The 21,430-nt window shown below is 60.2% G+C and carries 24 protein-coding genes; 13 read left to right on the top strand and 11 right to left on the bottom strand.

The window, feature by feature from the left end:
• Window positions 1–1,388: HAMP domain-containing histidine kinase (locus JJE47_14200; GenBank protein MBK5268574.1), on the bottom strand; the 1,388-nt coding region annotated here is incomplete at its 3' end.
• Between the two features lie 14 nt (window positions 1,389–1,402).
• Here JJE47_14200 and JJE47_14205 point away from each other — a divergent pair.
• On the top strand, window positions 1,403–3,154 hold the full coding sequence (locus JJE47_14205; GenBank protein MBK5268575.1) for a hypothetical protein: 1,752 nt from the start codon (window positions 1,403–1,405) through the stop codon (window positions 3,152–3,154).
• Window positions 3,155–3,181: 27 nt separating this feature from the next.
• Here the strand turns inward: JJE47_14205 and tdh are convergent, their stop codons facing one another.
• The 3 genes from tdh to JJE47_14220 are packed head-to-tail and all read right to left on the bottom strand — an operon-like array spanning window position 3,182 to window position 5,751.
• Window positions 3,182–4,207, bottom strand: coding sequence for an L-threonine 3-dehydrogenase (tdh, locus tag JJE47_14210; protein MBK5268576.1), 1,026 nt, complete (start codon window positions 4,205–4,207; stop codon window positions 3,182–3,184).
• Entirely contained in the window at window positions 4,204–5,391 is a 1,188-nt protein-coding gene (locus JJE47_14215) for a glycine C-acetyltransferase (protein MBK5268577.1), read from the bottom strand. Before JJE47_14215 ends, tdh begins: the two co-directional genes overlap by 4 nt.
• Window positions 5,392–5,400: 9 nt before the next feature.
• Window positions 5,401–5,751, bottom strand: a complete 351-nt coding sequence (locus JJE47_14220; protein ID MBK5268578.1) for a hypothetical protein — start codon at window positions 5,749–5,751, stop codon at window positions 5,401–5,403.
• Between the two features lie 204 nt (window positions 5,752–5,955).
• Between JJE47_14220 and rpsF the strand changes: the two genes are divergently transcribed.
• The 5 genes from rpsF to dnaB all read left to right on the top strand — a co-directional run bounded on the left by rpsF (window position 5,956) and on the right by dnaB (window position 8,923).
• Complete coding sequence (rpsF, locus tag JJE47_14225) at window positions 5,956–6,246, top strand: 30S ribosomal protein S6 (protein ID MBK5268579.1); 291 nt, start codon at window positions 5,956–5,958, stop codon at window positions 6,244–6,246.
• A 77-nt stretch (window positions 6,247–6,323) separates the two neighbouring features.
• Window positions 6,324–6,776: a single-stranded DNA-binding protein gene (gene ssb, locus JJE47_14230; GenBank protein ID MBK5268580.1), complete on the top strand. Its 453-nt coding sequence runs from the start codon at window positions 6,324–6,326 to the stop codon at window positions 6,774–6,776.
• Window positions 6,777–6,848: 72 nt separating this feature from the next.
• Window positions 6,849–7,055, top strand: coding sequence for a 30S ribosomal protein S18 (locus JJE47_14235; protein ID MBK5268581.1), 207 nt, complete (start codon window positions 6,849–6,851; stop codon window positions 7,053–7,055).
• On the top strand, window positions 7,055–7,501 hold the full coding sequence (gene rplI, locus JJE47_14240) for a 50S ribosomal protein L9 (protein MBK5268582.1): 447 nt from the start codon (window positions 7,055–7,057) through the stop codon (window positions 7,499–7,501). Before JJE47_14235 ends, rplI begins: the two co-directional genes overlap by 1 nt.
• 6 nt (window positions 7,502–7,507) lie before the next feature.
• Window positions 7,508–8,923 (top strand): replicative DNA helicase, encoded by a 1,416-nt coding sequence (dnaB, locus tag JJE47_14245; GenBank protein ID MBK5268583.1) that lies wholly within the window; start codon window positions 7,508–7,510, stop codon window positions 8,921–8,923.
• Between the two features lie 34 nt (window positions 8,924–8,957).
• On the opposite strand, the gene JJE47_14250 is transcribed toward dnaB, so the two are convergent.
• The 4 genes from JJE47_14250 to JJE47_14265 all read right to left on the bottom strand — a co-directional run bounded on the left by JJE47_14250 (window position 8,958) and on the right by JJE47_14265 (window position 11,574).
• Window positions 8,958–9,338, bottom strand: a complete 381-nt coding sequence (locus tag JJE47_14250; protein ID MBK5268584.1) for a hypothetical protein — start codon at window positions 9,336–9,338, stop codon at window positions 8,958–8,960.
• A 71-nt stretch (window positions 9,339–9,409) separates the two neighbouring features.
• Window positions 9,410–9,811, bottom strand: coding sequence for a cytochrome c (locus tag JJE47_14255; protein ID MBK5268585.1), 402 nt, complete (start codon window positions 9,809–9,811; stop codon window positions 9,410–9,412).
• A 4-nt stretch (window positions 9,812–9,815) separates the two neighbouring features.
• Window positions 9,816–11,132, bottom strand: coding sequence for a hypothetical protein (locus JJE47_14260; GenBank protein ID MBK5268586.1), 1,317 nt, complete (start codon window positions 11,130–11,132; stop codon window positions 9,816–9,818).
• Between the two features lie 118 nt (window positions 11,133–11,250).
• A complete protein-coding gene (locus JJE47_14265; protein ID MBK5268587.1) occupies window positions 11,251–11,574 on the bottom strand; it encodes a DoxX family protein in 324 nt (107 codons plus the stop codon).
• Window positions 11,575–11,849: 275 nt separating this feature from the next.
• Here JJE47_14265 and JJE47_14270 point away from each other — a divergent pair, with 275 nt between their 5' ends.
• Window positions 11,850–12,743: a DMT family transporter gene (locus JJE47_14270; GenBank protein MBK5268588.1), complete on the top strand. Its 894-nt coding sequence runs from the start codon at window positions 11,850–11,852 to the stop codon at window positions 12,741–12,743.
• 28 nt (window positions 12,744–12,771) lie between these two features.
• Here the strand turns inward: JJE47_14270 and JJE47_14275 are convergent, their stop codons facing one another.
• A complete protein-coding gene (locus JJE47_14275; GenBank protein MBK5268589.1) occupies window positions 12,772–13,200 on the bottom strand; it encodes a hypothetical protein in 429 nt (142 codons plus the stop codon).
• 327 nt (window positions 13,201–13,527) lie between these two features.
• Between JJE47_14275 and JJE47_14280 the strand changes: the two genes are divergently transcribed.
• The 5 genes from JJE47_14280 to JJE47_14300 are packed head-to-tail and all read left to right on the top strand — an operon-like array spanning window position 13,528 to window position 16,761.
• Window positions 13,528–13,938, top strand: a complete 411-nt coding sequence (locus tag JJE47_14280; protein ID MBK5268590.1) for a PspC domain-containing protein — start codon at window positions 13,528–13,530, stop codon at window positions 13,936–13,938.
• The gene (locus tag JJE47_14285) at window positions 13,935–14,576 is read left to right on the top strand and encodes a hypothetical protein (GenBank protein ID MBK5268591.1); all 642 of its coding nucleotides are present in this window, start codon (window positions 13,935–13,937) and stop codon (window positions 14,574–14,576) included. The genes JJE47_14280 and JJE47_14285 overlap by 4 nt, the downstream gene beginning before the upstream one ends.
• Window positions 14,573–14,746 (top strand): hypothetical protein, encoded by a 174-nt coding sequence (locus JJE47_14290; GenBank protein MBK5268592.1) that lies wholly within the window; start codon window positions 14,573–14,575, stop codon window positions 14,744–14,746. Before JJE47_14285 ends, JJE47_14290 begins: the two co-directional genes overlap by 4 nt.
• 56 nt (window positions 14,747–14,802) lie before the next feature.
• Window positions 14,803–15,261 carry a 23S rRNA (pseudouridine(1915)-N(3))-methyltransferase RlmH gene (locus JJE47_14295; protein MBK5268593.1) on the top strand — a complete coding sequence of 153 codons (459 nt, stop codon included), beginning with the start codon at window positions 14,803–14,805 and terminating at the stop codon, window positions 15,259–15,261.
• Window positions 15,262–15,270: 9 nt separating this feature from the next.
• The gene (locus tag JJE47_14300; protein MBK5268594.1) at window positions 15,271–16,761 is read left to right on the top strand and encodes an MFS transporter; all 1,491 of its coding nucleotides are present in this window, start codon (window positions 15,271–15,273) and stop codon (window positions 16,759–16,761) included.
• Between the two features lie 18 nt (window positions 16,762–16,779).
• Here the strand turns inward: JJE47_14300 and JJE47_14305 are convergent, their stop codons facing one another.
• Complete coding sequence (locus JJE47_14305) at window positions 16,780–18,531, bottom strand: ABC transporter ATP-binding protein (GenBank protein ID MBK5268595.1); 1,752 nt, start codon at window positions 18,529–18,531, stop codon at window positions 16,780–16,782.
• Complete coding sequence (locus JJE47_14310; GenBank protein ID MBK5268596.1) at window positions 18,528–20,300, bottom strand: ABC transporter ATP-binding protein; 1,773 nt, start codon at window positions 20,298–20,300, stop codon at window positions 18,528–18,530. The genes JJE47_14305 and JJE47_14310 overlap by 4 nt, the downstream gene beginning before the upstream one ends.
• Before the next feature lie 92 nt (window positions 20,301–20,392).
• On the opposite strand from JJE47_14310, the gene JJE47_14315 reads away from it, so the two are divergent.
• Window positions 20,393–21,313, top strand: a complete 921-nt coding sequence (locus JJE47_14315) for an ROK family protein (protein ID MBK5268597.1) — start codon at window positions 20,393–20,395, stop codon at window positions 21,311–21,313.
• The last annotated feature ends 117 nt before the right edge of the window (window positions 21,314–21,430 follow it).

The following is a 21,430-nucleotide window of genomic DNA, read 5'->3' on the forward strand; positions in this document are numbered from 1 at the left end:
CCCGGCCCATCGTCGCGAATCAAGACGTATACGGGACTTTCGGGGCGAACTCCCACCTCAAGCATCGGTTGGAACGGCAAGTCGACCGACATGGTTACGCCGACGTTCTTGGCGCCATGAGTGAAAGCGTTGTCAGCGATTGATTGGATGAGATTTACGAGGCTGGTCGGGTCGGTTCGGAGGACCACATCGTTGAGCGCGTCGCGATCCGGAATGTCGAACCTTGGTCGTGCCAGCTCCAGGCGGTCCACGACGTCCACCAGGTCGACGTCGTGCAGTGCGAAGAACAATGCCCCGTTTTCGATGCGCGCTACGGCAAGGATTTGGTCGATCATTTCCGAGAGCCGTCGCCCGTCGTTGAGGACATCGTCGAGGATCTCAAGCCACACTTCGTCGGAGATGGCCCCGCCAGATCGAAGGAGTTCGGCGCCGGTTACTACTCCCGTGAGGGGGGTTCGCAACTCGTGGTTGATCATGAGGACAAATTCTGATCGGATCCGATTCTTCTCCTCGGCCAGTTCGTAGGCGTGCTCGGCGCGTTTACGAGCCTCGTCAAGTTCGCGATTGTGTTCGGTGAGCACCTCGGACTCGCGACGTAGATATTCGGATTGAAGCGCCAACTCCCCAAGTGTCCTGGCCACCCGGCTGCGAGCGACGAAGAGGAGGGTCGCCGCAACGAGTAGAAATGCGGCTAAGCCGGCAAGCTGGAGCGCCAGAATGGGCACCCCTCCTGAGGCGCTCCGGCGAGCCAGGAGCTCAGAGATGTCGTACGTCAGGAGGATTGCTCGACCGCCGCCGAGTGGCTGAATGACCTCGTAGACAATGTCGCCTGGCTCCCATTCGGCCACGCCGTCCACGGTGATCGGCACGTCGATCGGTACGGCAATTGCGCCGAATCTGCCTCCGTCGGCGAATCCGACCATTAGTGGACTTGACGGGGTGTGACCGACCAGACTGGGCGAGGTTGACATGATGATCTTGCCGTCAGATTCGACCAGGCTCACGGCTTCGATCGTCAGGTTGTTGCGCATGCGCCGCAGGTCGTCGGTGACGATGTCAAGGGTTCCCAGCCTGGCGGCGACCTGCTGTCCGTCCTGCAAGAACAATTCGCCCTCACCGATCGGGCGTTGGGCATCGGTGTTGATGGCGAGTGCACCGAGGATCGACGCGAGAGAAGTGGTCGCCAAGATGGTTGCGACGACGACCCACGATCGGGATGGGCGGCCCGCAGCCGCGACCCTTGATGCTTCTCCGTTCATATCCCAATATCGACCGGCCAGGCTCGACTCTTGAGGGCTGATGGCTGCCCGGGTATGGGCAACTACCAGCCGGTCAGGATCACCTTGCCCGCTTCGGCCGAGCGGGCGATGGCGAAGGCGGTTTCCCACTCCTGGAACGGGAGGTGATGGTAATCACCGGACTGATGAGGCAACGTCTCGAAGCCAGTGCCTATGCTGATCCAGTGGATCCCCTCAACGGAACGGACGCCAACGCCAGCCCGCGTCAGTTAGTCGCCGACGACGCGGTGCGCGACCTCGGACCGATCCGGTCGTTCGCTTCCCGTCGGCCACTGCTTGTGGTGATGGTTCCGCTCTTAGCACTTTGTGTTTTCTCTTTGTTTCTGGACATCGGGTGGCCGAACTCGATGACTGGTGAGGCGTTTATCGGTCATGCGGACCAGGCGAGCGTTGCAGAAGCCGCTCGGAGCATTGCCGAGGGCAAAGGACCGGTGGTATCGAACTACTGGATTCATACTGGCGGACAGGGGATCGGCACCACCAAATTCCCCCACCTCGAGCCATATTGGTCAATATATGGGGCGTATAGCATCGCCCCATTCTTCAAGGTTTTCGGTGCCAATCGCACCTCATTGTTAGCGGCGGCGTCCGCCGCGAAAGCCCTGGCGGCGATCGCTGTCGCATTTACCGTCTTCATGTTGACCAATCGGCGGCTACCCACGTTTATGGCCGGGTACGTCGTGCTGTTCGAACCGTCGATGCTTCTGACAATCAGTGGCTTGACCGATATTTACATGGTTGCGGCCGCAGCGTCATTCGCCGCGTGTTTCGTGGCCTTGCGACGGCGTTCGTTGCTGTGGGCGGTGCCTCTGGGCTTCACTGCCGGTTACGCGATGGGTCAGCGCCCCCCACTGGGATACGTGTTTCTTGCACCACTCTTAGGCCTGATTGTGTTGGGTTTTACTCGTCGCGTCGGCCGCGACGTCAAAGCCGGCTTAATCGCTATTTCGGCCGCCGTGGTCGCGTTCTTGCCCTATTTGAAAATTCAATACGACGCGTGGGGAACGCTGATTTCGCCAGGAAGCAGGTTGGTCAGCGACGCACTCAGATTGGCATATGTAAGCGGGGACCATAATGACGCCTTCTACAACCCAACGGCTGTTTTTCCGCCAGACGCGCCGAACAGATTCGAGGGGTCGCTGGAGTACCTCAAGGCCTTTGGTCAGAATCTTGCCGACGGGCGTGTCGTGCCATTCTGGCTTATGATTTTCGGACTCGCTGGTGTGGTGGCGTGTATCCCTCTCATTGCGGTGCCTTTGTGGAGACGATTGCGAGGTAATCCGTCAGAGCGCGTCCAGTTCGACGAGCGGGTCGCAAGTCTGATGATGGGTGGTTTTATGATGGTTGTGGCCGTTGTTCAGGCATCACTCATACATTTCGAAGCCAGGTACTGGGCGTATCTCATCCCACTCACGGCGATCGCAGGATTCGGTATGGGGTTTGCGTGGAATAAGCCGATGGCCATGGCCGTGTTGGTTCTCGTGGGCGGGAGCGCCTATCGGTATCATTCGACGAATAGTCCAGTCACGGAGCTTCCACCGGCGGTCGCGGTCTATACGAGCTTCCTTCCCGACGACGCCGTGGTGCTGACTGGAAACCCCTGGCAGTTCGCGTTTCACACTCGGCGGGGCGCAATTGCGATGCCCTATACGGGCGACCTCAATGCGCTGCTCGACGTGGCGGGCCTCTACGGAGCAACCTATATTGTCGCTGATGAGTCCTTCTCTCCCTTCCGGCACTGGACACAGAAGAAGTGGTTCAGCGGGGAGAGGGAGATACCCGCCTCGTTTGTTGTCGAGTACGCTCAAGACGGAATAATAATTCTTCGAATACTGAGCTACGACGAGATGCGATGAGACGCTGGGTCGTCAGGTGAAGTGCCGCTACCAGCTGGTCAGGATCACCTTGCCCGCTTCGGCCGAGCGGGCGATGGCGAAGGCGGTTTCCCACTCCTGGAACGGGAAGTGATGGGTAATCACCGGACTGATGTCGAGGCCGCCCTGAAGGAGGGCGGTCATTTGATACCAGGTTTCGAACATCCGGCGTCCGTAGATGCCCTGCATCGTCAGTCCCTTGAAGATGACATCGTTCCAGTCGATCGGAGCCTCCGTCGGGGGGATCCCGAGCAATGCCACTTTCGAACCGTGATTCATGACATGAAGCATGTCCCGGAGTGCCCTCGGGTTGCCCGACATTTCCATTCCAACATCGAACCCCTCGATCATGCCCAGGTCGGCCATTACGGATTCAAGGGTTTCTCGATCGGCGCGAACGGCTCGCTCGATCCCGAGGCGGGCAGCCAGCTTGAGGCGGTAGTCGTTCACATCGGTGATTACGACGTGTCGGGCCCCGACGTGGTTGGCGATGGCTCCGGCCATGAGGCCAATCGGGCCGGCGCCGGTTATGAGTATGTCTTCGCCGACCAGCGGGAAGGCCAGCGCGGTGTGGGTGGCGTTACCGAGCGGATCGAGCAATGTTGCGATGTCGTCGTTGACGTCGTCGGGGATCGGGAACACGTTCACAGCAGGAATGACCACGAATTCGGCGAATGCCCCCGCCCGATTTACGCCTACCCCTACCGTGTTGCGACAGTGGTGCCGTTGTCCGGCCCGGCAGTTGCGACACGTTCCACAGGTCACATGTCCCTCGCCTGAAACGCGTTGGTCGACCGCAATGCCTCGCACCTCAGACCCGATGGCCACCACTCTTCCCATGTATTCGTGGCCAACCACCATGCCGATCGGGATCGTGGCCGCCGCCCACTCATCCCAGGTTTGGATGTGGAGGTCGGTTCCGCAGATCGACGCTTGTTGGACTTCGATGAGAACATCGTTGTGGCCGTATTCGGGAACCGGAACGTCCGTCAACTCGAGACCGGGGGCGGGGAAAGGTTTGATAAGGGCTTTCACGCCAGGACGCCTAGCTCGGTGCCGACGTCGACAAATGCCGAGATGGCCGTGTCGAGGTGGTCGATCGTATGGGCGGCCGACATCTGGGTCCGGATGCGGGCTTGGTCGCGGGGCACGACGGGAAACGAGAAGGCCGTTACGTACACGCCCCGGCCGAGGAGTCGGTGGGCCATTTCGCCTGCCACCTTGGCGTCACCAAGCATCACCGGGATGATTGGGTGGCCCGCCCCTGCCAGTCGAAAACCGGCCTCTTGCATGGAAGACCGGAAGTAGGACCCGTTGTCTGCCAGCCGTCGCCGAAGCCCGGCGCCGTCTTCGATGAGATCAAGCGCAGTCATGGACGACGCAGTAATCATTGGTGCCAGTGAATTCGAGAAGAGGTATGGACGGGACCGTTGGCGGAGCCAGGCGACCAACTCCTTCGGGCCGGAGGTGTAGCCCCCCGAAGCGCCACCAAGAGCTTTTCCAAGCGTTCCGGTCCGGATCGTGACCCGATCCTCGACTCCCCAATAGTCCGGGGTTCCTCCGCCATGGTCACCGACGAACCCGACCGCATGAGAGTCATCGACGAACACCATCGCATCGTATTCTTCGGCGAGATCGCAAATACCCGGCAGGTTGGCGATGATCCCATCCATCGAGAAGACCCCATCCGTGGCGATGAGTCGGAATCTTGCATCCCGGGATGCCTTCAATTGGTTTTCGAGGTCGGTGAGATCGTTGTTGGCATATCGGAATCGCTGGGCCTTGCACAGCCGTATCCCGTCAATGATCGACGCATGATTCAGCTCATCCGAGATGATGGCGTCTTGCTCGCCAAGCAAGGTCTCGAACAGGCCGGTGTTGGCGTCGAAGCACGATGAGTAGAGGATGGTGTCCTCGGTCTTGAGGAATGCCGACAACCTCGACTCAAGGGCGGTGTGGATGGTTTGGGTACCGCAGATGAAGCGGACCGAGGCCATTCCGTAACCGTATTCGTCGAGCGCCGCGTGGGCCGCTTTAATCAGCCGGGGATGATTGGCCAACCCGAGGTAGTTATTCGCACACAGGTTGATGACCTCTTGACCGTCACTGAGCCTGACGGTGGCATCCTGAGGAGAGGCAATGAGGCGCTCACGTTTTTCCAGCCCGTCTGAACGGAGGGTGACCAATTCGGAGGAGAGGTGTTCTAGGAAACTGCTCATGCCAACAGGCTAGGCCTCGGTAGGGAGCGCAGCCTTTCGCGGCGGTTTGAGTTCGTCGAGTCGATCGTCAAGATCGAGGACACGCTGTGCTTCGGTGAGTTGGTGGGTCTCAAGGGCGACTATCTCCCTTCGGGCCTCAAGTTCCCTCACCTGGAGTTGGTGTTGGTATCCGAGCAGGTATCGACCGGCCAGGGTCCCGGCACCGATCGCCGCGATGACGGCCGCCATCGTGCTCGTCAGTACCTCGGTAAGGTTCAGGTCTGTGATGGCGATGATGGGGATCATCAGTCCCATGAGCGGGATCAAATAGGCCCAGCTCCACGAAGTGCCATCGGTTTTCCGATCCTTGTCGACTGCCATGGGTTTCAACATACACAATGTTGGACGGAGTTGCGGGGCGATCGCGAAATGTGAACGGATTCTCAGTTAGCTCGCGGGAGCTTCCGCGTTTACACTCGCGAGCCGCGCACCCGTCCGGGTGCTCTCCGCACCGCAAGGTGCACATCCTGCTCCGTCACCGTGGCGGGGCCATCCGCATCGACGGATGTCCATAGGAGGTACATATTGAACAACTATGAAGTCATGACGATCCATCGTCCTGACCTCCAAGAGCCAGATGCTCAGAGCAAGGTCAAGGAGATCGCAGCCTTGCTGGAAGCTCGAGGCGCCGAGGTCTCCCAACAGGATTTTTGGGGCAAGCGACGCTTTGCCTACGAAATCAACCACATGAACGAGGGCTATTACTCGCTCGTCACCTTCAAAACCGATAATCCGGTGGCGATTGACGAACTCGATCGTGCCCTGCGCCTGTCCGATGCAGTCATCCGGCATAAGGTCATGCGCCTAGAAGACTGACCTTTTTTGTCACAGTCAGCCCGGATACTTTCATCACGGTCTGATGTGACGAACGAGACGACCCAGGAGAGGGATCAATGACGAATACCGTAACACTCATCGGAAACCTGGTTGAAGATCCAGAGCTGCGCTTCACGCAATCGGGCATCGCCATGGCCAAGATTCGCATTGCCGTCAATCGCCGTTGGCGTGATCAGGCAAACGAATGGCAGGAAGAGACGTCGTACTTCGGCGGAACTTTGTGGCGAGAAGCCGCCGAACATGCGTCCGAGTCGCTCACGAAGGGCACTCGCATCATCGTGACCGGCAGCCTTGAACAACGCAGCTGGGATACCCCCGAAGGTGAAAAGCGGTCGGTCGTTGAACTCCGCATTGACGAACTCGGTCCCAGTCTTCGCTGGGCTTCCGCCACGGTGACCAAAGCCGCCCGCACGGGTGGCGGTGACTTCGGCGGCGGCTCGGATGGGGGCGGCCTTCCGGCTGCTCCGGTGGCCAGGGAAGATTTCGGACCAGACGAAGCGCCGTTTTAGCGCTACAGCTTTAGGAGAAACAACATGGCTCAGCAGCCACGCAAGAAGCGCCGGAACGATTCCGGCCGCAAAATGAAGAAAAAGGTCTGTGTGTTCTGCACGGACAAACGCGCCACCATTGACTACAAAGAGGTCTCGGTTTTGCGTCGGTATGTTTCCGACCGCTCCAAGATCCGTGCCCGTCGTGTCACCGGGAACTGTGCCCGGCACCAGCGTGAGGTGGCCATGGCCATCAAGAACGCTCGTGAAATGGCCCTACTGCCGTACATCAACCGCTAATGAAACTGATTCTGACAGCGGAAGTCCCCGGGCTCGGGGTCGAGGGAGACATTGTTGAGGTAGCCGACGGTTACGGCCGCAACTATTTGTTGCCGCGTCATGTCGCCATCAAAGCCACCGGTGGTGCTCTCAAGCACGCTACGGCGCTGAAGGAAGCTCGCGATGAGTCGTCGCGTAAGGCCCGTCAAGCAGCCGAAACCATCGCTACGGCACTGGTTGGCACCCGGATTGTCATTGGTGCTCAAGCCGGTGACGAAGGCAGGCTGTTCGGTTCGATCGGGATCAATGACATCGTCGAAGGCGTGCAGAAGTTTGCCGGCGTCGCGCTGGACCGCCATGCCATCAACCTGGACAAGCCGATCAAGAGCATCGGCCTGCATGAAGTGCCAATCAAACTGCACAAAGACGTGGAGTTTGTGTTGACCCTCGACGTCATCCCGGCGTAAATACGCATGGCGGACGGCGGCGCGTACGAGCCACCTGATGACTCGTACGCGCCGCCGGCGCCTGATGCTCCTCTACGGGCGCCGTCTCGGGCGAGCGGTATCAGAACCCCGCCCCATAACGCAGACGCCGAGGAGTCGGTCCTCGGCGCCATGCTGCTGTCCTCGGACGCCGCCAACGCGGTTATCGACCGTCTGTCGTCGTACGACTTCTATGTTCCTGCCTATCAGGCCATCTATGAAGCCATGGTTGAGCTCTACAACACGAGTCAGCCGATTGATGCGGTCACCGTTACAGACCAGCTCCGCCGCAAAGACGAGCTGGACAAAATTGGTGGCCCGGCCTTCATCACTCGCCTCCAGAACGCCGTGCCGGTGGCCTCGCGGGTCGACTACTACGCCGACATCGTCGAAGAGAGCGCGCTGCGGAGGAGCCTGATTCGGGCGGGTGGCGAGATCACCAACCTGGCTCATCAGACGGACGAAGAAATCGATTACGTCATCGACAATGCGGAACAGACCGTGCTGGGAGTCGCCGAACGGCGGGTCGGGGACGGCTTGTTGGAGCTATCGACGATGCTCAAACCTGCTCTCGAGAACATCGAAGCGCTCGAGGCCAACGCCGGGCAGATCACCGGATTGTCCACCGGCTTCCGGGACCTCGACGGCATGTTGGCCGGTTTCCAACCCGCCAATCTCATCGTCATCGCCGCCCGTCCGGCGATGGGCAAAAGTGCCATAGCCCTGAACATCGCGACCAATGTCGCCGTCAGTGGCGGGGTGGTCGCCATGTTCTCCTTGGAGATGGGCAAAGACGAAATCATTCAACGAATTCTGTGCTCGATGGGCCGGGTCGATTCGATGAAGTTACGAGCCGGACAGCTTTCCGTTGAGATGTGGCAAAAAGTCACGAACGCGGCGAGTCGCTTGTATCCGGCGCCGATCTTCGTCGATGACAGCTCGTACACAACCGTCACCGACGTTCGGGCCAAATGTCGACGCCTCAAACGCCAGAAGGGACGTCTCGACCTCGTGGTCCTCGACTACCTCCAGCTAATGCAGGGTCGTAATCGTGAGAACCGTCAGCAAGAGATCGCCGAGATCAGCCGAAATCTCAAAAACCTGGCTCGTGAGCTCGAGTGCCCCGTCCTGGCCGTGTCCCAGCTCAACCGTGGTCTCGAAGCGAGAGAAGACAAACGGCCCCGGCTTGGCGACCTGCGTGAATCGGGTGCCATCGAGCAGGATGCCGACATCGTGATGTTCATCTACCGCGACGAGTACTACAACCCTGAGGCGGTCGAGAGCAAAGGATTGGCAGAAGTCATCATTGCCAAGCATCGGGCAGGTGCTACCGGCCGGGTCGAGATGAATTTCCTGCCCGAGTACACGTTATTCACCGACCTAACCCGACACCCGGTTCCGTAATTCCCGTTCGTACCCTCCACCGGGATCAGCCTCATCAGTCGATCGCCACGGCCAGACTGCTCAGCAGCATCAAGACGGTGACCGGACCCCAGATTCGACGCTCCCACTTGCTTGGGGTTGTGAGATTGAGCACCACGCTGATGATTCCGAAGGCAACGACGAACCAGGTGAGAATCCGCGAGGTGGCGAGCCATTGCGGAAAAATCACGTCAGCCCTGGTGAGAACCGTGGCCGCCAAGGCCGCCAGGATAAGTGCCTGCACAACGGCTGCTCCGCGCATGTGGTGCGGAAACTTGCCGGGGTATTTGCCTCCCATGGCGACTGATCCCCAGGGTAGGCCAACCGCCAGTCCCAGCTGAAACAGGATGACGAGGCATGTGAGCGAGAAGTAAACCCAGGGCGCAGAAGACAACATGGGAGGAGACTATTGCTCGTCGATCGGTCTTGCTCGACCAAACCCCGCAATTCCTTTTCGGGAAACCCCGACTATTCGTCGAACCCTTCGATTTCTTGGACGTTACGGACATAGGCGGTGACCGCCGCAATCTCATCGTCGGTGATGACCGCTACGGGAGGCATGTCTCCAAATTCCCAGTGGTGAGCCACCGCGCCGTTCTTGACGGCGCTCGTGAAGGCGAAGTCGCTGTGGTGGTTCGGTTCGTAGATGATCGAGAGAAAGGATGGTCCCTGATCGGTACCCCGTAGATCAACGCCATGACAGGCTGCGCAGAACGTCTGATACGAAGTTGATCCAAGCTCGATGAGCTCGGCAGGTGAGCGGTCGATACCTAGCTGGCTCGTTTCGGCACAACCCGCGAGGACGAGAAGCGTGATGGCAAGTAAGGAGAGACGACGCACAACTATGAGTTTAACTCTTCGGTGTGGCAACCGGTCATTCGCCTACTCGCCTCCAAAGTTCGGCGTCGCCGAACGGGTAGATGACGTCGAATGAGCCGTCGGGTCTCACGAGGAGGAGGCCGCTTTCATCCCAGCTGCAACCCCCACCGCGAGCCCCAATGGCCGCTTGTCCGGATTCGAGCCATCCGAGCGCCCACGACTCGGCCCATCCCCACGTCTCGGAATCCATATCGGCGGCGACCACCAGGTCGTGGCCGTCATACCAGACATGCCACCAGTCTTGGTCTACAAGAACATGAGCAGAGGGCACTTCGCATTCGCCCGACCATTGACCGAGGAGGGTGCCATCGGGTCCGGGTTGGACCGAAGCCCAATGCCCAACGACTGTTGGACCGTTGCCGCTTTCGTTCACGAAGGCCGGGCCGCCCAGGAATGTTGTCTCGCCACCTCGGTGGCGGAACCGAACTTCTGCGAACGCTCCGTCAGGGGAGTGTGCATCGCTGGTACAAATGAGATACCAGCCCTCGTCGACTGCCACCGAAACCCGACAGCCGGGTGACAGCTCGACCGTCTTGCCAGTGGCGGTATCGATGGCGATGGACGGTTGGGATCCATGGTCCCAGTCATGCACCGTGAGGACCAGGTCGTCCACGCTGGTCGCCACGTACCGGTCCAAGATGTCGATCGGGGTATTGCCTGCGATCAGAATCTGGGTGTCGGTAATGGTCGTCACGCCGACCGATTTCGCGAATCCCTTCACCCGGTTGCCGACCTGGAAGTATTGGTGGTCAACCGGGTCCCCCGGGAGTAGTTCGCGAAGCCGCTCGTCTCCCACGTCGGTGTTGGCCAGACTGCCGAGCGCCTCCCCATCCGGCCCGACGATCACAACACCGGTTCCGACCTGGACAACAAAGAACTCTTGAGGCAAGGTGGTGGCCACCTCAGCTGTCAGCTCCGGTCCCTTGAGGTCGAGCCGTGCCGAAGCGAAGACTGCGTCGTTTCGGGCGGCGAATAACTCATCGACTCCGTCCCACACGGCGACGGGGTCCCCCGTGAGGTTTCCGCTGTCGGCCAACGCATAGAATTCATTGAGAAGCGCATCGATCTGGTCGACGTCGTTGGAGGCGATGGCGCCCGGGATCCGATCGACGAGAGCGGCGAGTTCGGCATTCACTCCCATGTTGGTGGTCGAGGTTGCCGACTGAAATGTCGTTGACGGTGAAGCGGTGGTTCGGGCGATGACGGTTGTGGAAGGCGACACCGAACCAACAGTCCCTGCTGGCTCACCGCCAGCGGCACACGAACCAATCAGGAATGCGCCGAGAACGACGACTGTTGCCGCTGATCGCACCTTTCGCTCCTCTCCAAGAGGCTAACGGTGTGACTATGTGGGGGGTTCCCGGTTGGTCAGCGAACTGAACCTGACCAACCGACCCCGGCGCGAATGGCTCCATTGGTTAGGTAGCTGCCTAGAAGGCGTAGTCGCCGAAGCGGCCCCAGGCCACAAACAGTGCCATGAGCAGAAACGTCATGTTCATGACGACCATCTGGGTCTCATTGCCTCGACTCAGTTGGCGCGACATCGCCCTGACCATCACGAGGGCAATGCCGATCACTGCCAGGGGGGTGAGAATGGGGAGAATGTTCGTCACGGCTGGGAGAATTAGACCGATCGCTCCGAGGGCCTCAAGAAGACCAATCAACCTGATCGCCCGGGTCTTGTAGTGTTCGACCCAACCCATGTTTTCAGCGAGCTTCTCTTTGGTCTGGGTCATCTTCATAATGCCCGCCATCAAGAATATGAGGCTTAAAAGCCCGGCAACCCACGATTCATCTCCTCCGCAGTGGTTGCTGTATTGGGCAACCCGCCCGTGGCCGAGATCATTCCAACAACGAGAAGAGGCCCCCTAGGGGGCCTCTTCATAATTCTCCACAGAGGGGTAGGCAACGAGAGAAGGGGATCTCCGCCGCAGCCTCCGCTGAGAAGCTTGCTTCCAGCTTCATCGGCACGTTCGGTTCGAGGCTTGAGCGGTTTCTTTGAAACGTCAGTGGGGTTTAGCTTGAACGAATGCACCCGCGATCGATCGTAGCTCTGGGCGCCGCATCGTTTGGATGGGGCCTGGCCGGCGTTGGAGTTCGGGCCTTGTTCGTCGCGGGAGCGACGACGTTTACCGTCGTCGTCTTTCGAATCCTGTTCGCAACGGTTGCCATCGTGGGGTACGGCCTGGTCCGGCAAACCGTCATAGACCGGGAGGCCTGGCGCCGGGGCTCGGCCATCGGTGTCCTTCGGATTGGAATCGCGCCGATGCTCTTTATCGGGTCGCTGAACTTCGTCTCGGCCGGGTTCGAGGCGCTGGTGATTACGCTGGTTCCGGTTGTAACGGCTGTCATGGCTCGCTTTCTCTTGTCAGAGACCTTGCGGCGTACGCAGGTGTTCGGCTTGCTATTTGGCCTGACCGGCACCCTGATCATCGTGTTGTCGGGCGACAGCGGTCTAGCCGAGGGTGGCAGCGCCCTGGTCGGCGGCGGACTCGCCTTTGGTGGTGTGGTGGTCGGGTCTATGTCGGGGATCCTCAGTCGACGTTTCGCCCCGATGCATAACACCACCGAGCTTGCCATACCCATGTTCGTCAGCGGCCTGTTCGTGGCAGGGGCGGTGGGACTTGCCGTAGGTGGAGTGACCCCGACCAGCGTGGCATCTGGTTATTGGGTCCTGCTCATTGGCCTCGGTCTCGGTTCCACCCTTCTGCCGTTCGCAGCAACGCTATATGCAACCAAGCATGTCTCGGCGACGGTTGTTGCCCTCACCGGATACACGGCACCCCTGGTGGGCTTGATTGGCGGAGTGGTTCTGCTCCACGAATTGATCACTCCGGCCATCGCCGTCGGCGGCTTGCTCACTCTCGCCGGGGTCGTGGCGGTCGGAACCCCCGGGCGCAGCCCGTCCGGTCTCGCTTCCTAACCCCGGCGTTCAAACCAGTTCGAAACGATCACCGAATCCGGACGATGGTGAACCGGCGCCGAATTGAAGGAAGCAACGTCAGAGCCGTGATGGCGACTCCGACCGCACCCATCACCGCTTGGAGCCAGTGGTAGTCGATCGTCAGGTATTCCACGACGATCCACACGATCAGGCCGAGACCCACGGCGAGAGAACCGGCCCAGCCGATCGACACTCCTATGAGTTGCTCCACTCTCGTTGCCCATGAGTGGCGCCAGTTATGGGCTATGTCCCTGGCGATCAGCAACGGCACCAGACCGAGCGGAATGGCAAGGAGAAGTCCAGGAATCAGGAATGAGCCAGACGGCGTGTTCTGCAGGACGGAGAGCTTCATTCCCACCAGGGCGCCGTTGGGTTCGGCAATGAAGGCCAGCCCGCCTCCCAGGGCCGTGAGCCCCCTGAAATACCAGCAGGCCAATCAGTGACCGGAGGGCCAACGGGCGTCTTGACCTGGGCGTCTTGACATGGGGTGCAACGCTCCTGGCTGCTCGAATATCCGTCCTCATCGTTGACCTCCCGACCTCAAGGACGTCGTTCCTCTCCAGCGTCGCTGCATCGACGGCGATGATCCCAGAGGAAAAGGTCCCGATCGGCCATTGACACGATCGGGATCTGTCGAGGCGCCTGAGATCCATCTGGATGCGGGGCTGGGCTTGGTCGGCGCGATCGCGGACTAATGGCCTCTGGATCGACAGCTTGGATGTCGTATGTTGGAGCTGATCGGCAAGAAAGGATGGAAGAACATATGGCTTATGATCTGGAAACCCATCCGACCGAACAACCCCAGGTTGTTCGTGTACGGCGGAGCACCACAGACAAAGTGGTGGCTGGAGTCGCGGGAGGACTCGGTCGTTACCTCGGAATTGATCCGGTGATCCTCCGGGTGGCGTTTGTGTTGTTGGCTCTGTCGGGGGGATCTGGTGTCCTCCTCTACATCATTGGCTGGATTGCGATTCCAGAAGAACAGCCAACCGATGTGTTGGGCCCGGCCCCAACCGGGTCGAGCCTTGCCGGTCGGACGATTATTGGTGCCACCGTGATCGCGGTCGGGTCAGTTTTGCTGATGTCTGAGTTCCTCCCCGATTTGTCCAAGTACCTATGGCCGATCGGGCTGGTCTCGATCGGTGTCTTCATTATGTTGGGAGGCCGCAAATGATTGATTTGGAGGAACGGCCGGTTCTGACGCCACCTGAGCTGCCCCGCGGGCAAAGGGTTTCCATCGGCCGCGTGATTACCGGTGCATTGGTCCTGCTGGTTGGCATCGGTTGGATGGTCGATCTGACGACGACCGCGGCAGTCTCGTGGGGGCTACTGGTACCCGCCGCCCTCATGTTGGTAGGGATGGGTGTCATGTACGGATCGGGCCGCCAGGACGTAGGCGGGTTGATATCGGTCGGCGTGCTACTCACGAGCGTGACGGTCGTCTCCGGGGCGGTTTCGTTCATCGGTCCATGGAATGGGGTCGGCGAAGTCCGAGAAACACCCGCCGTCGTTGCCGACGTGCACGATCTGTACGAACACGGTATGGGTGACTATCTCCTGGACCTTGGCGCCGTGACATTTGTCACAGACCAAACCGTCTCGCTGAACATGGGAATCGGAGCGGCCCGCGTTGTCGTGCCGCCCAATGCCCAGGTCGTCGTGCATGCTGAGACCGGCATTGGAAAGCTCACCGTCTTCGGTGAGGTCGTTGACGGCTTGGGCTTGTCGCTTGACCGGACTTGGGTCGCTCCTGGCCCGACCATTCACATCAATGCCGAACTCGGTATTGGAGAACTGGAGATCGCCCGATGAAGAATTCAGGAAGTTTCCTAACCGGCGCAGCCTTCTTTGTTATCGGAGCCGCCTACCTGGCTGACGCGCTGGGATGGATTGCGCTGCAAGGTAGGTATTTTTGGCCCGTTCTTGTGATTCTCGCCGGGGTGGGCATTCTGCTTACCGGCCAGACTCGATCGGACGGTTGACCAGACTGGTCGGAGTCGCGAGTTGCAGCGGGCACCCCGACCGGTAGCCTGACAGTGTGAGATATCGAATCCTCGCCGTCGGGCAACTCAAGCGTGGCTTCTACGCAGAAGGTTGCTCATTCTATCTTGACCGCCTTCAGAGAATCGCCTCCGCCGAGGTCATTGAGATCAAGGACGGGAAGGATCGCGATAGCGATAAACGGAACGCCGCCGAGTCAAACAGTCTGCTGCAACAGGCTGATGGCAAGGTCGTTGTCCTTGACGAGCGTGGTAAGAGTTACGGATCCGAGGAGCTGGCCGCGATCGTCAGCGGCTGGGAAACCGAAGGTGTTTCGCGGATTAGTTTGCTCATCGGGGGAGCCAACGGACATGGTCCTCAACTGCGCGAGCATGCCGGAGCGATTTGGCGTCTCTCTGACTTGACGTTGCCGCACGAACTCGCCCGACTCGTGTTGCTTGAGCAGCTGTACCGGATCGAGACGATCCGGTCTGGACACCCCTATCACCGGGCCTAGGCTGGGTCAGTGAACGATCCCCAACCCAAGAGCGTGCTGGCACCCGAATTGCTGCCCGCCTCGATCGCTATCTTCACCCTGGTTGGACTGTCGGCTTTCAACTCGTTGGGGGTGTCCGCGGCGTTGCCGAACTTGGCCGCCGATCTCGGCAACCTCGACCTTTTGCCGTGGGTGGTGACGGTCTATCTCCTTATGGCCGGTGTGGCCACCGTTGTCGCCGGCGCGCTCATTGACTCGGTTGGACTGCGGTTCATATTTCGGTTCTCCGTTGGCGCCTTCGTCCTGGGGTCTCTCATGGCGGGCCTGGCAGGCTCGATGGTTCTGCTCATCGGGGCTCGGGTCATGCAGGGTCTTGGGGGAGGAGGAGTTATCGCCGTCGGATTGGCGGGTGTGAATCTGCTCTTCCCCAAACACCTGGTCGGTCGGGCGTTCGCAGCCAATTCGACCGTTTGGGGGGTCATGGGTGTGGCAGGCCCCGCTCTGGCAGCCTTCCTTCTTTCCTTTGCGTCGTGGCATTGGATCTTCTTCCTGAACGTTCCATTTGGTCTGGTATCCCTGGCAGCAGGGTGGAGAGTGATGCCCGGTCCCGTCGGGTTGCGGTCGGGGCGGTCCCTGGATCTACTGGGCCTCGCCATGGTCTTCGCTTTCAACTTGCTGTTGCTGTTTGCGGTTAACGCCTTTGATGGGTGGTCAGCGTGGCTATTTGCCGGGTCCGCCCTCATTGCGATGGTCTATCTATGGCATGCGCGACGCCACGCGGAGCCGGTCATGAAACGGCGACACCTCATTGATCCACCTTTCGGCTTGCTGGCGTGGTCCATCAGCTTGTTGCTGGCTGGAGGCATCGCCACTGAGTCCTTCTTTACTCTCTATGTGCGGGGCGCGCGCGGTGGTAGTCAGACGTTGACCGGATGGGCGGTGGTCTTCTTTGTAGTCGGATGGACGATCGGCTCCAATGTGTCCAGTCGAATGCTCGATCGGCTTGCCGAAACCTCGACGATTGTTACTGGCTTTGGGATCACACTGATCGGCTTGGGTTCGGTGGCCACGCTGGCGGCGGTCGATGCGCCTCTACCGTTTGTGTTTGCCGGGATGGCGGTGGTTGGAACAGGACTCGGCATGGCCACCAACGCAGGGTTGACCCTTCTGCAATCGATCACGGCGGTCGACGAAAGCGGCCGGGCGACGGCCGCGCATCAGTTCTATCGAAACCTCGGTTTTACGGTCGGGGCAGCAACCGGCGGAGCCGTGATCTTGTTTGTCGTGGGACGGCGCCTCGGGGACGTCGACGCCGTCCGGAACTTGCTGGCAGGCAGTCCGGATGTCACCGACCAGAAAGGCGCCGCCGCTATTGCCGATGGCTTTGCCCTCGCGGTCGCCATCGGGCTGGGACTCGGGCTGGCCGGTCTGATACCGCTTGGCTATCTGAGAAAGAGCCTCTCGGAGGCTCGTACGATCGCCAACGTGGCCCGCCGCCAACACCCCAGATACGTTCCCTAGGCAACGCACCGCTGGTGGTCAGTCGGTTTCCTCCCACAGGGCTTGCATTTCGGGGTTACGCGCCAGAAGCTCGTCCAACGTTCCGATGTCGTCTACCCGGCCGTCCTTCATAAGGATGATCTGGTCGGCGCGTCGCAAGGCGGGGTGACGGTGCGAAACCACCAGGCAGGTCACGTCGCGCAGCTCAAACAGGCGTTTCCAGAGTTCAGCCTCTGTTCGCACGTCGAGGGCAGACGACAGGTCGTCGAACACCAGAAGGTCGGCGTCGGTAGCGAACATCCGAGCAGCGGCCGATCGCTGCACCTGGCCCCCTGACAACCGGGCGCCCCTGGTCCCGACAATCGTGTCGATGCCCGATTCCAGTTGTCCGAGGTCACTCGTCATCCGGGCCAGGTCGATCACTTCGCCGAGCGTCGCTTCGTCAAGTGGCCGACCCATGGTGATGTTGTGTTTAAGCGTGTCCGAAACCAACCGCGGTACTTGCGGGGTGTAGGCCGAACGGGGTGGAACCAGGAAAGAGCTCGGGTCGCGCACCAGCTGGTCGTTCCACCGGATTTCACCGGCGTCGCGCGGGAGCAATCCGAGCAAGACCCTCACCAGGGTCGTCTTTCCGGAGCCGATCCTCCCGGTCACCACGGTGAAGCTGCCCCGGTCGATCGTGAACGATACGTCCTGGATGCCCTGTCCGTCGCCATCAGGGAACCCGTAGTTGAGACCTGCGATGGTGAGGCGCCGAAGGCGTTCGTCTGTCGACAGAATGACTGGAGCGGCCGGCTCCATGTCATCGTCGTCCCAGAGTGGACTCGGGTCGGTGATCTGGGTGACGGGGGCGTCGACCATAAGTCGCATCATGCGGGTGACCGCTACCCGGGCCCTGAAGTGTTGAGCGAGCATCTGGCCGCCCCAGGCCATGTACCCGGTCATTCGCGGAATGTAGACGAGGAAGACGGTCAGGTCGCCGATGGACAGCTGCTTGGACTGGATCAGTGAGGCGCCGGCTAGCAGGACCAGGCCGGTGGAAACGTTCGCCATGTTGCGGTTGAGAGAGCGCACCGACTGATCGAGGAAGGTGTCTTTCAACGCGGACTGCTGTCGTTCCTTATTCAGATCGGCGAGATGGCCGATCATCGGCGCGACCGTCCCGGTGGCTTTGACGGATTCGATGGCCGTGAAAAAGTCACCGATGAAGCCGGTCACCGATTCTGTTGAGGTTCGGAGTCGTTCCCGGTACATCTTGATCCGACCCGAGAGCGTTCGAGTGATGACGAACGCCCCGAGCATCGGGAGTATCGCCCACATCGTTAGCGCCGGAGATTTCGACTGCATGATCCAGGTTGAAGTGCCCAGGAAGGCCACCAAACCGAACAGGTCGAGCAGATTCTCGACATAGTCGACAAGCTGATCAGAGTCTTCCCGGAAGGTGGACACCGCCGCTCCGGTACTCATCGGCAGCACCCGCGAACCTGGTGCCCGCATGAGGTAGTCGAGGAGATTGCGACGCACGAGGAGAATCATGCGATGCCACAGCCGCGAGTACGACAATATGCTCGACTGGAAAAGGACCAGTCGGCCAATGATCACCGCAAGATAGATCCACAATGCGCTGTAGACCAGGTTGCGATCGCCCGAATCCAGCGCATCGAATACCCGGCCCACCATGACACCGATGACCGCTGGAAACAGATGGAAACCGGCCCACAAGAGCACATTGATCCAGAACATGAACGGCCAGGGCTTCGAAATGCGCCAGGCGACGGGCAGCGGGTTCACAACGTGACCTCATCTCGAATCAAGCCATCCCTGGCGGTGTCAAGGAGACGAGCGAAGACCGAGTCGGGCGTTGCCGCCAATTCCGAACGATGTCCGTGTTCGATCACTTGTCCGTCCTGAAGAACCATGATTTCGTCAACGTGCGAAACGGTGGCCAGCCGATGGGCGACGATGATGGCCGTGCGACCCTCGATCAGTCGGTCGAGCGCCGCCGAGAGGGCAACTTCGGTGGCCGGGTCGACGCGTGAGGACGGTTCGTCAAGGATGACCAATCCCGGGTTCAAGACGTAGGCCCTGGCTAGTGCCACCAGTTGGGCTTCCCCGGACGACAACCCTTTCCCGGCGATATCGAGATGGGTGTGAATCCCTTCGGGGAGGCTGGCCACCCATGGACCCAAACCGATCTCTGCGAGAGCGTCCTCGATGAGGTGGTCGTCGTAATCGGGTACGAACATGGCGACGTTGTCCCGTACCGTCCCTTCGAAGAGTTGCACGTCCTGGGTGATGACGGCCACGCGATTGCGCAGTGACGACTCGGCAATCTCGGCGATCGGCCACCCGCCCAGCGATACGGTTCCCGAGGACACGTCGTAAAAGCGGGCGATCAACTTGGTGATGGTGCTTTTTCCGCTTCCGGTCCGCCCCAGGAGGCCGACATGTGTTCCTGCCGCGAATACAAAAGATACGTTGTCGAGTACGGGGTCGCTGTCGTAGGCAAACGTCACGTTGTCGAACTCGACGGTGAGGGCGGTATCGGGAAGGTCCGTAGTCCCGGTCCGCTGGACCGCCGGCCATTGGCCGAAGAGTTCCCGTATTCGACCGAGACCGGCTGCCGCCTTCTGGACCTCTTGCATTTGGTCGGTGATTTCCTCGATCGGCCCTTCGAGTTTTGACATGTACTGGATGATCAGAAAAGCTACGCCGTAGGAGATCTGGCCCTGAAACACGAGGTAGGCACCAACGGCGAGAGCCAGCAAGGTTCCCAACGAGAACATGCCGATGGAAGCTGTCCAGATCACCGATCGTTTAACCCAGGCGGTGACGGAACGGGTGTAATAGCGCCGCATGACCGATTGGAAGCGCCGCATGACGTATTCACCTGCGCCATTGGCGCGGATGTCTTCGATGGCTGCAAGTCGTTCCTCGATGAATCCGTAGAGTTCTGCCGAGGTTCCCCGCTCGGCCTTGGTGGCGGCGACGGCGAACCCTCTCAGAACGAACATGATGACGACCACTGCGGCGGTGAAACCCACGACCGTCCACCCCGCCAGAGCATTCTCGCGGAACGTCAGAACGAAGATCCCACCAAGCAGGAGTACGCCACTGACAACTTGAACGGCGAAGTGTGAGAACATTTTGGCGACCGCGTCAATGTCTCCGTCAACCCTCTCAATGAGCGCTCCGGCGCTGGTGTGGGTGTGGTAGTCAAGGTCAAGAGAAGCGACGTGGGTCGTGGCGTCGATTCGTAGGTCGTTGGCGACCGACCATCCTATGGCCGTGCCGGCGTACCGCGAGGTGATCGCGGCTGCCTGGGCGCCGATCCCCACGACGATGTAGAGGCCGGCCAGGCCGAGCAACTTGCTCAGGGCGGTGGTTCCAAGGGCGTCGTCGATGAAATCCGCCAGGATCTGTGGAAGCCATAATTCGAAACCGACCCCGGCAACGATGGTCACCGCGGCGAGCGCGAACCAACCCCGCCGAGTGGCCAGGTAGGGACGGAGTACATCGAGGTTGAGGCGCGATTTCTCGGCGCTCAATTCAGGGTTCATGGGTTCAGGCTACGGCAGTGGTGCGCGGAACGTCGTCAAATAACGCGGGCTCCCGCTTGGTGTCCGGTCAGATGGCCACGGGGTGGTTTGACATGGCCGGACGCCGGCCCCACAATCCAGTTGTGGCCGGGCCTTTGCTGGGATCAATCGAGGCGGGTGGAACCAAGTGGGTTTGCGCCGTTGGTAGTGGTCCCGACGACATCGTCGCCGAGACCCGCATTCCGACGACCAGTCCTTCTGAGACGCTTGGCGAAGTGTTGGAATTCTTCTCTCGATATCCCGCGATGGAAGCCATGGGAGTTGCCTCGTTCGGCCCACTCGAATTGCGTCCCACTCACCCCAAGTTCGGGTTCATCACCTCGACGCCGAAGCCTGGCTGGTCCGACACAGATCTGGTTGGCGTGCTGGAAGAGGGTTTCGACATCCCTATCGGGATCGACACCGACGTCAATGGTGCTGCTCTGGCAGAGGGGACCTGGGGGGCGGCGGTCGGGTTCACCTCGTACGTATATCTCACCGTGGGAACTGGCGTGGGGGGTGGGGCCGTTCTCAACGGGAAGACCGTCCGCGGTCTCGTCCACCCCGAGATGGGCCATGTGTCGGTGAGACGCCATCCCGATGATAGTTTCCCTGGCTTGTGTCCTTACCATGGAGACTGTTTTGAAGGGCTCGCTTCTGGCCCGGCCATCGTTGCCAGATGGGGCGACGAACCCCGCAACCTGGCACCGGCCTTCCGGATATCGGCAGCTGAGATGGAGGCCCATTACGTCGCCGAAGGGCTTCGCAACATCGTGTTCGTGCTCGCCCCCGAGGTGATCATGGTTGGCGGTGGAGCGTCCAAGATTGAAGGGTTCCTACCGGCGGTCAGGTCCCGACTTCAAGAATCCCTGGCCGACTATCCCGGCCTGCCCGAACATAATGACGACAGCTTCGTCGTCGCTCCAGGTCTTGGAGAACGCTCAGGCGTGGCGGGAGGGTTTGTTCTCGCTGCCGGCGCCTTGATCATCCGGTGACAGATCAAGGGGTCCGGCTCGGAGTGGCCGTGGCGGGTAGGGTGGTCATGATTGGTAAGACTGCTGCTTTGTCCTGAGAATCTTCTCCCGATCGACAAGAACTTTTTTCCAGCACGC

Source organism: Acidimicrobiia bacterium (assembly GCA_016650365.1).
GTDB lineage: Bacteria > Actinomycetota > Acidimicrobiia > Spongiisociales > JAENVV01 > JAENVV01.

What these genes read in the sequence shown, in the direction of transcription:
- JJE47_14215 (MBK5268577.1), bottom strand. Translation starts at nt 5,391, where the DNA reads ATGAGCAGTTTCCTAGAACACCTCTCCTCCGAATTGGTCACCCTCCGT.
- JJE47_14220 (MBK5268578.1), bottom strand. Translation starts at nt 5,751, where the DNA reads ATGGCAGTCGACAAGGATCGGAAAACCGATGGCACTTCGTGGAGCTGG.
- ssb (MBK5268580.1), top strand. Translation starts at nt 6,324, where the DNA reads ATGACGAATACCGTAACACTCATCGGAAACCTGGTTGAAGATCCAGAG.
- JJE47_14235 (MBK5268581.1), top strand. Translation starts at nt 6,849, where the DNA reads ATGAAGAAAAAGGTCTGTGTGTTCTGCACGGACAAACGCGCCACCATT.
- rplI (MBK5268582.1), top strand. Translation starts at nt 7,055, where the DNA reads ATGAAACTGATTCTGACAGCGGAAGTCCCCGGGCTCGGGGTCGAGGGA.
- dnaB (MBK5268583.1), top strand. Translation starts at nt 7,508, where the DNA reads ATGGCGGACGGCGGCGCGTACGAGCCACCTGATGACTCGTACGCGCCG.
- JJE47_14250 (MBK5268584.1), bottom strand. Translation starts at nt 9,338, where the DNA reads ATGTTGTCTTCTGCGCCCTGGGTTTACTTCTCGCTCACATGCCTCGTC.
- JJE47_14265 (MBK5268587.1), bottom strand. Translation starts at nt 11,574, where the DNA reads ATGGCGGGCATTATGAAGATGACCCAGACCAAAGAGAAGCTCGCTGAA.
- JJE47_14270 (MBK5268588.1), top strand. Translation starts at nt 11,850, where the DNA reads ATGCACCCGCGATCGATCGTAGCTCTGGGCGCCGCATCGTTTGGATGG.
- JJE47_14280 (MBK5268590.1), top strand. Translation starts at nt 13,528, where the DNA reads ATGGCTTATGATCTGGAAACCCATCCGACCGAACAACCCCAGGTTGTT.
- JJE47_14285 (MBK5268591.1), top strand. Translation starts at nt 13,935, where the DNA reads ATGATTGATTTGGAGGAACGGCCGGTTCTGACGCCACCTGAGCTGCCC.
- JJE47_14290 (MBK5268592.1), top strand. Translation starts at nt 14,573, where the DNA reads ATGAAGAATTCAGGAAGTTTCCTAACCGGCGCAGCCTTCTTTGTTATC.
- JJE47_14310 (MBK5268596.1), bottom strand. Translation starts at nt 20,300, where the DNA reads ATGAACCCTGAATTGAGCGCCGAGAAATCGCGCCTCAACCTCGATGTA.
- JJE47_14315 (MBK5268597.1), top strand. Translation starts at nt 20,393, where the DNA reads ATGGCCGGACGCCGGCCCCACAATCCAGTTGTGGCCGGGCCTTTGCTG.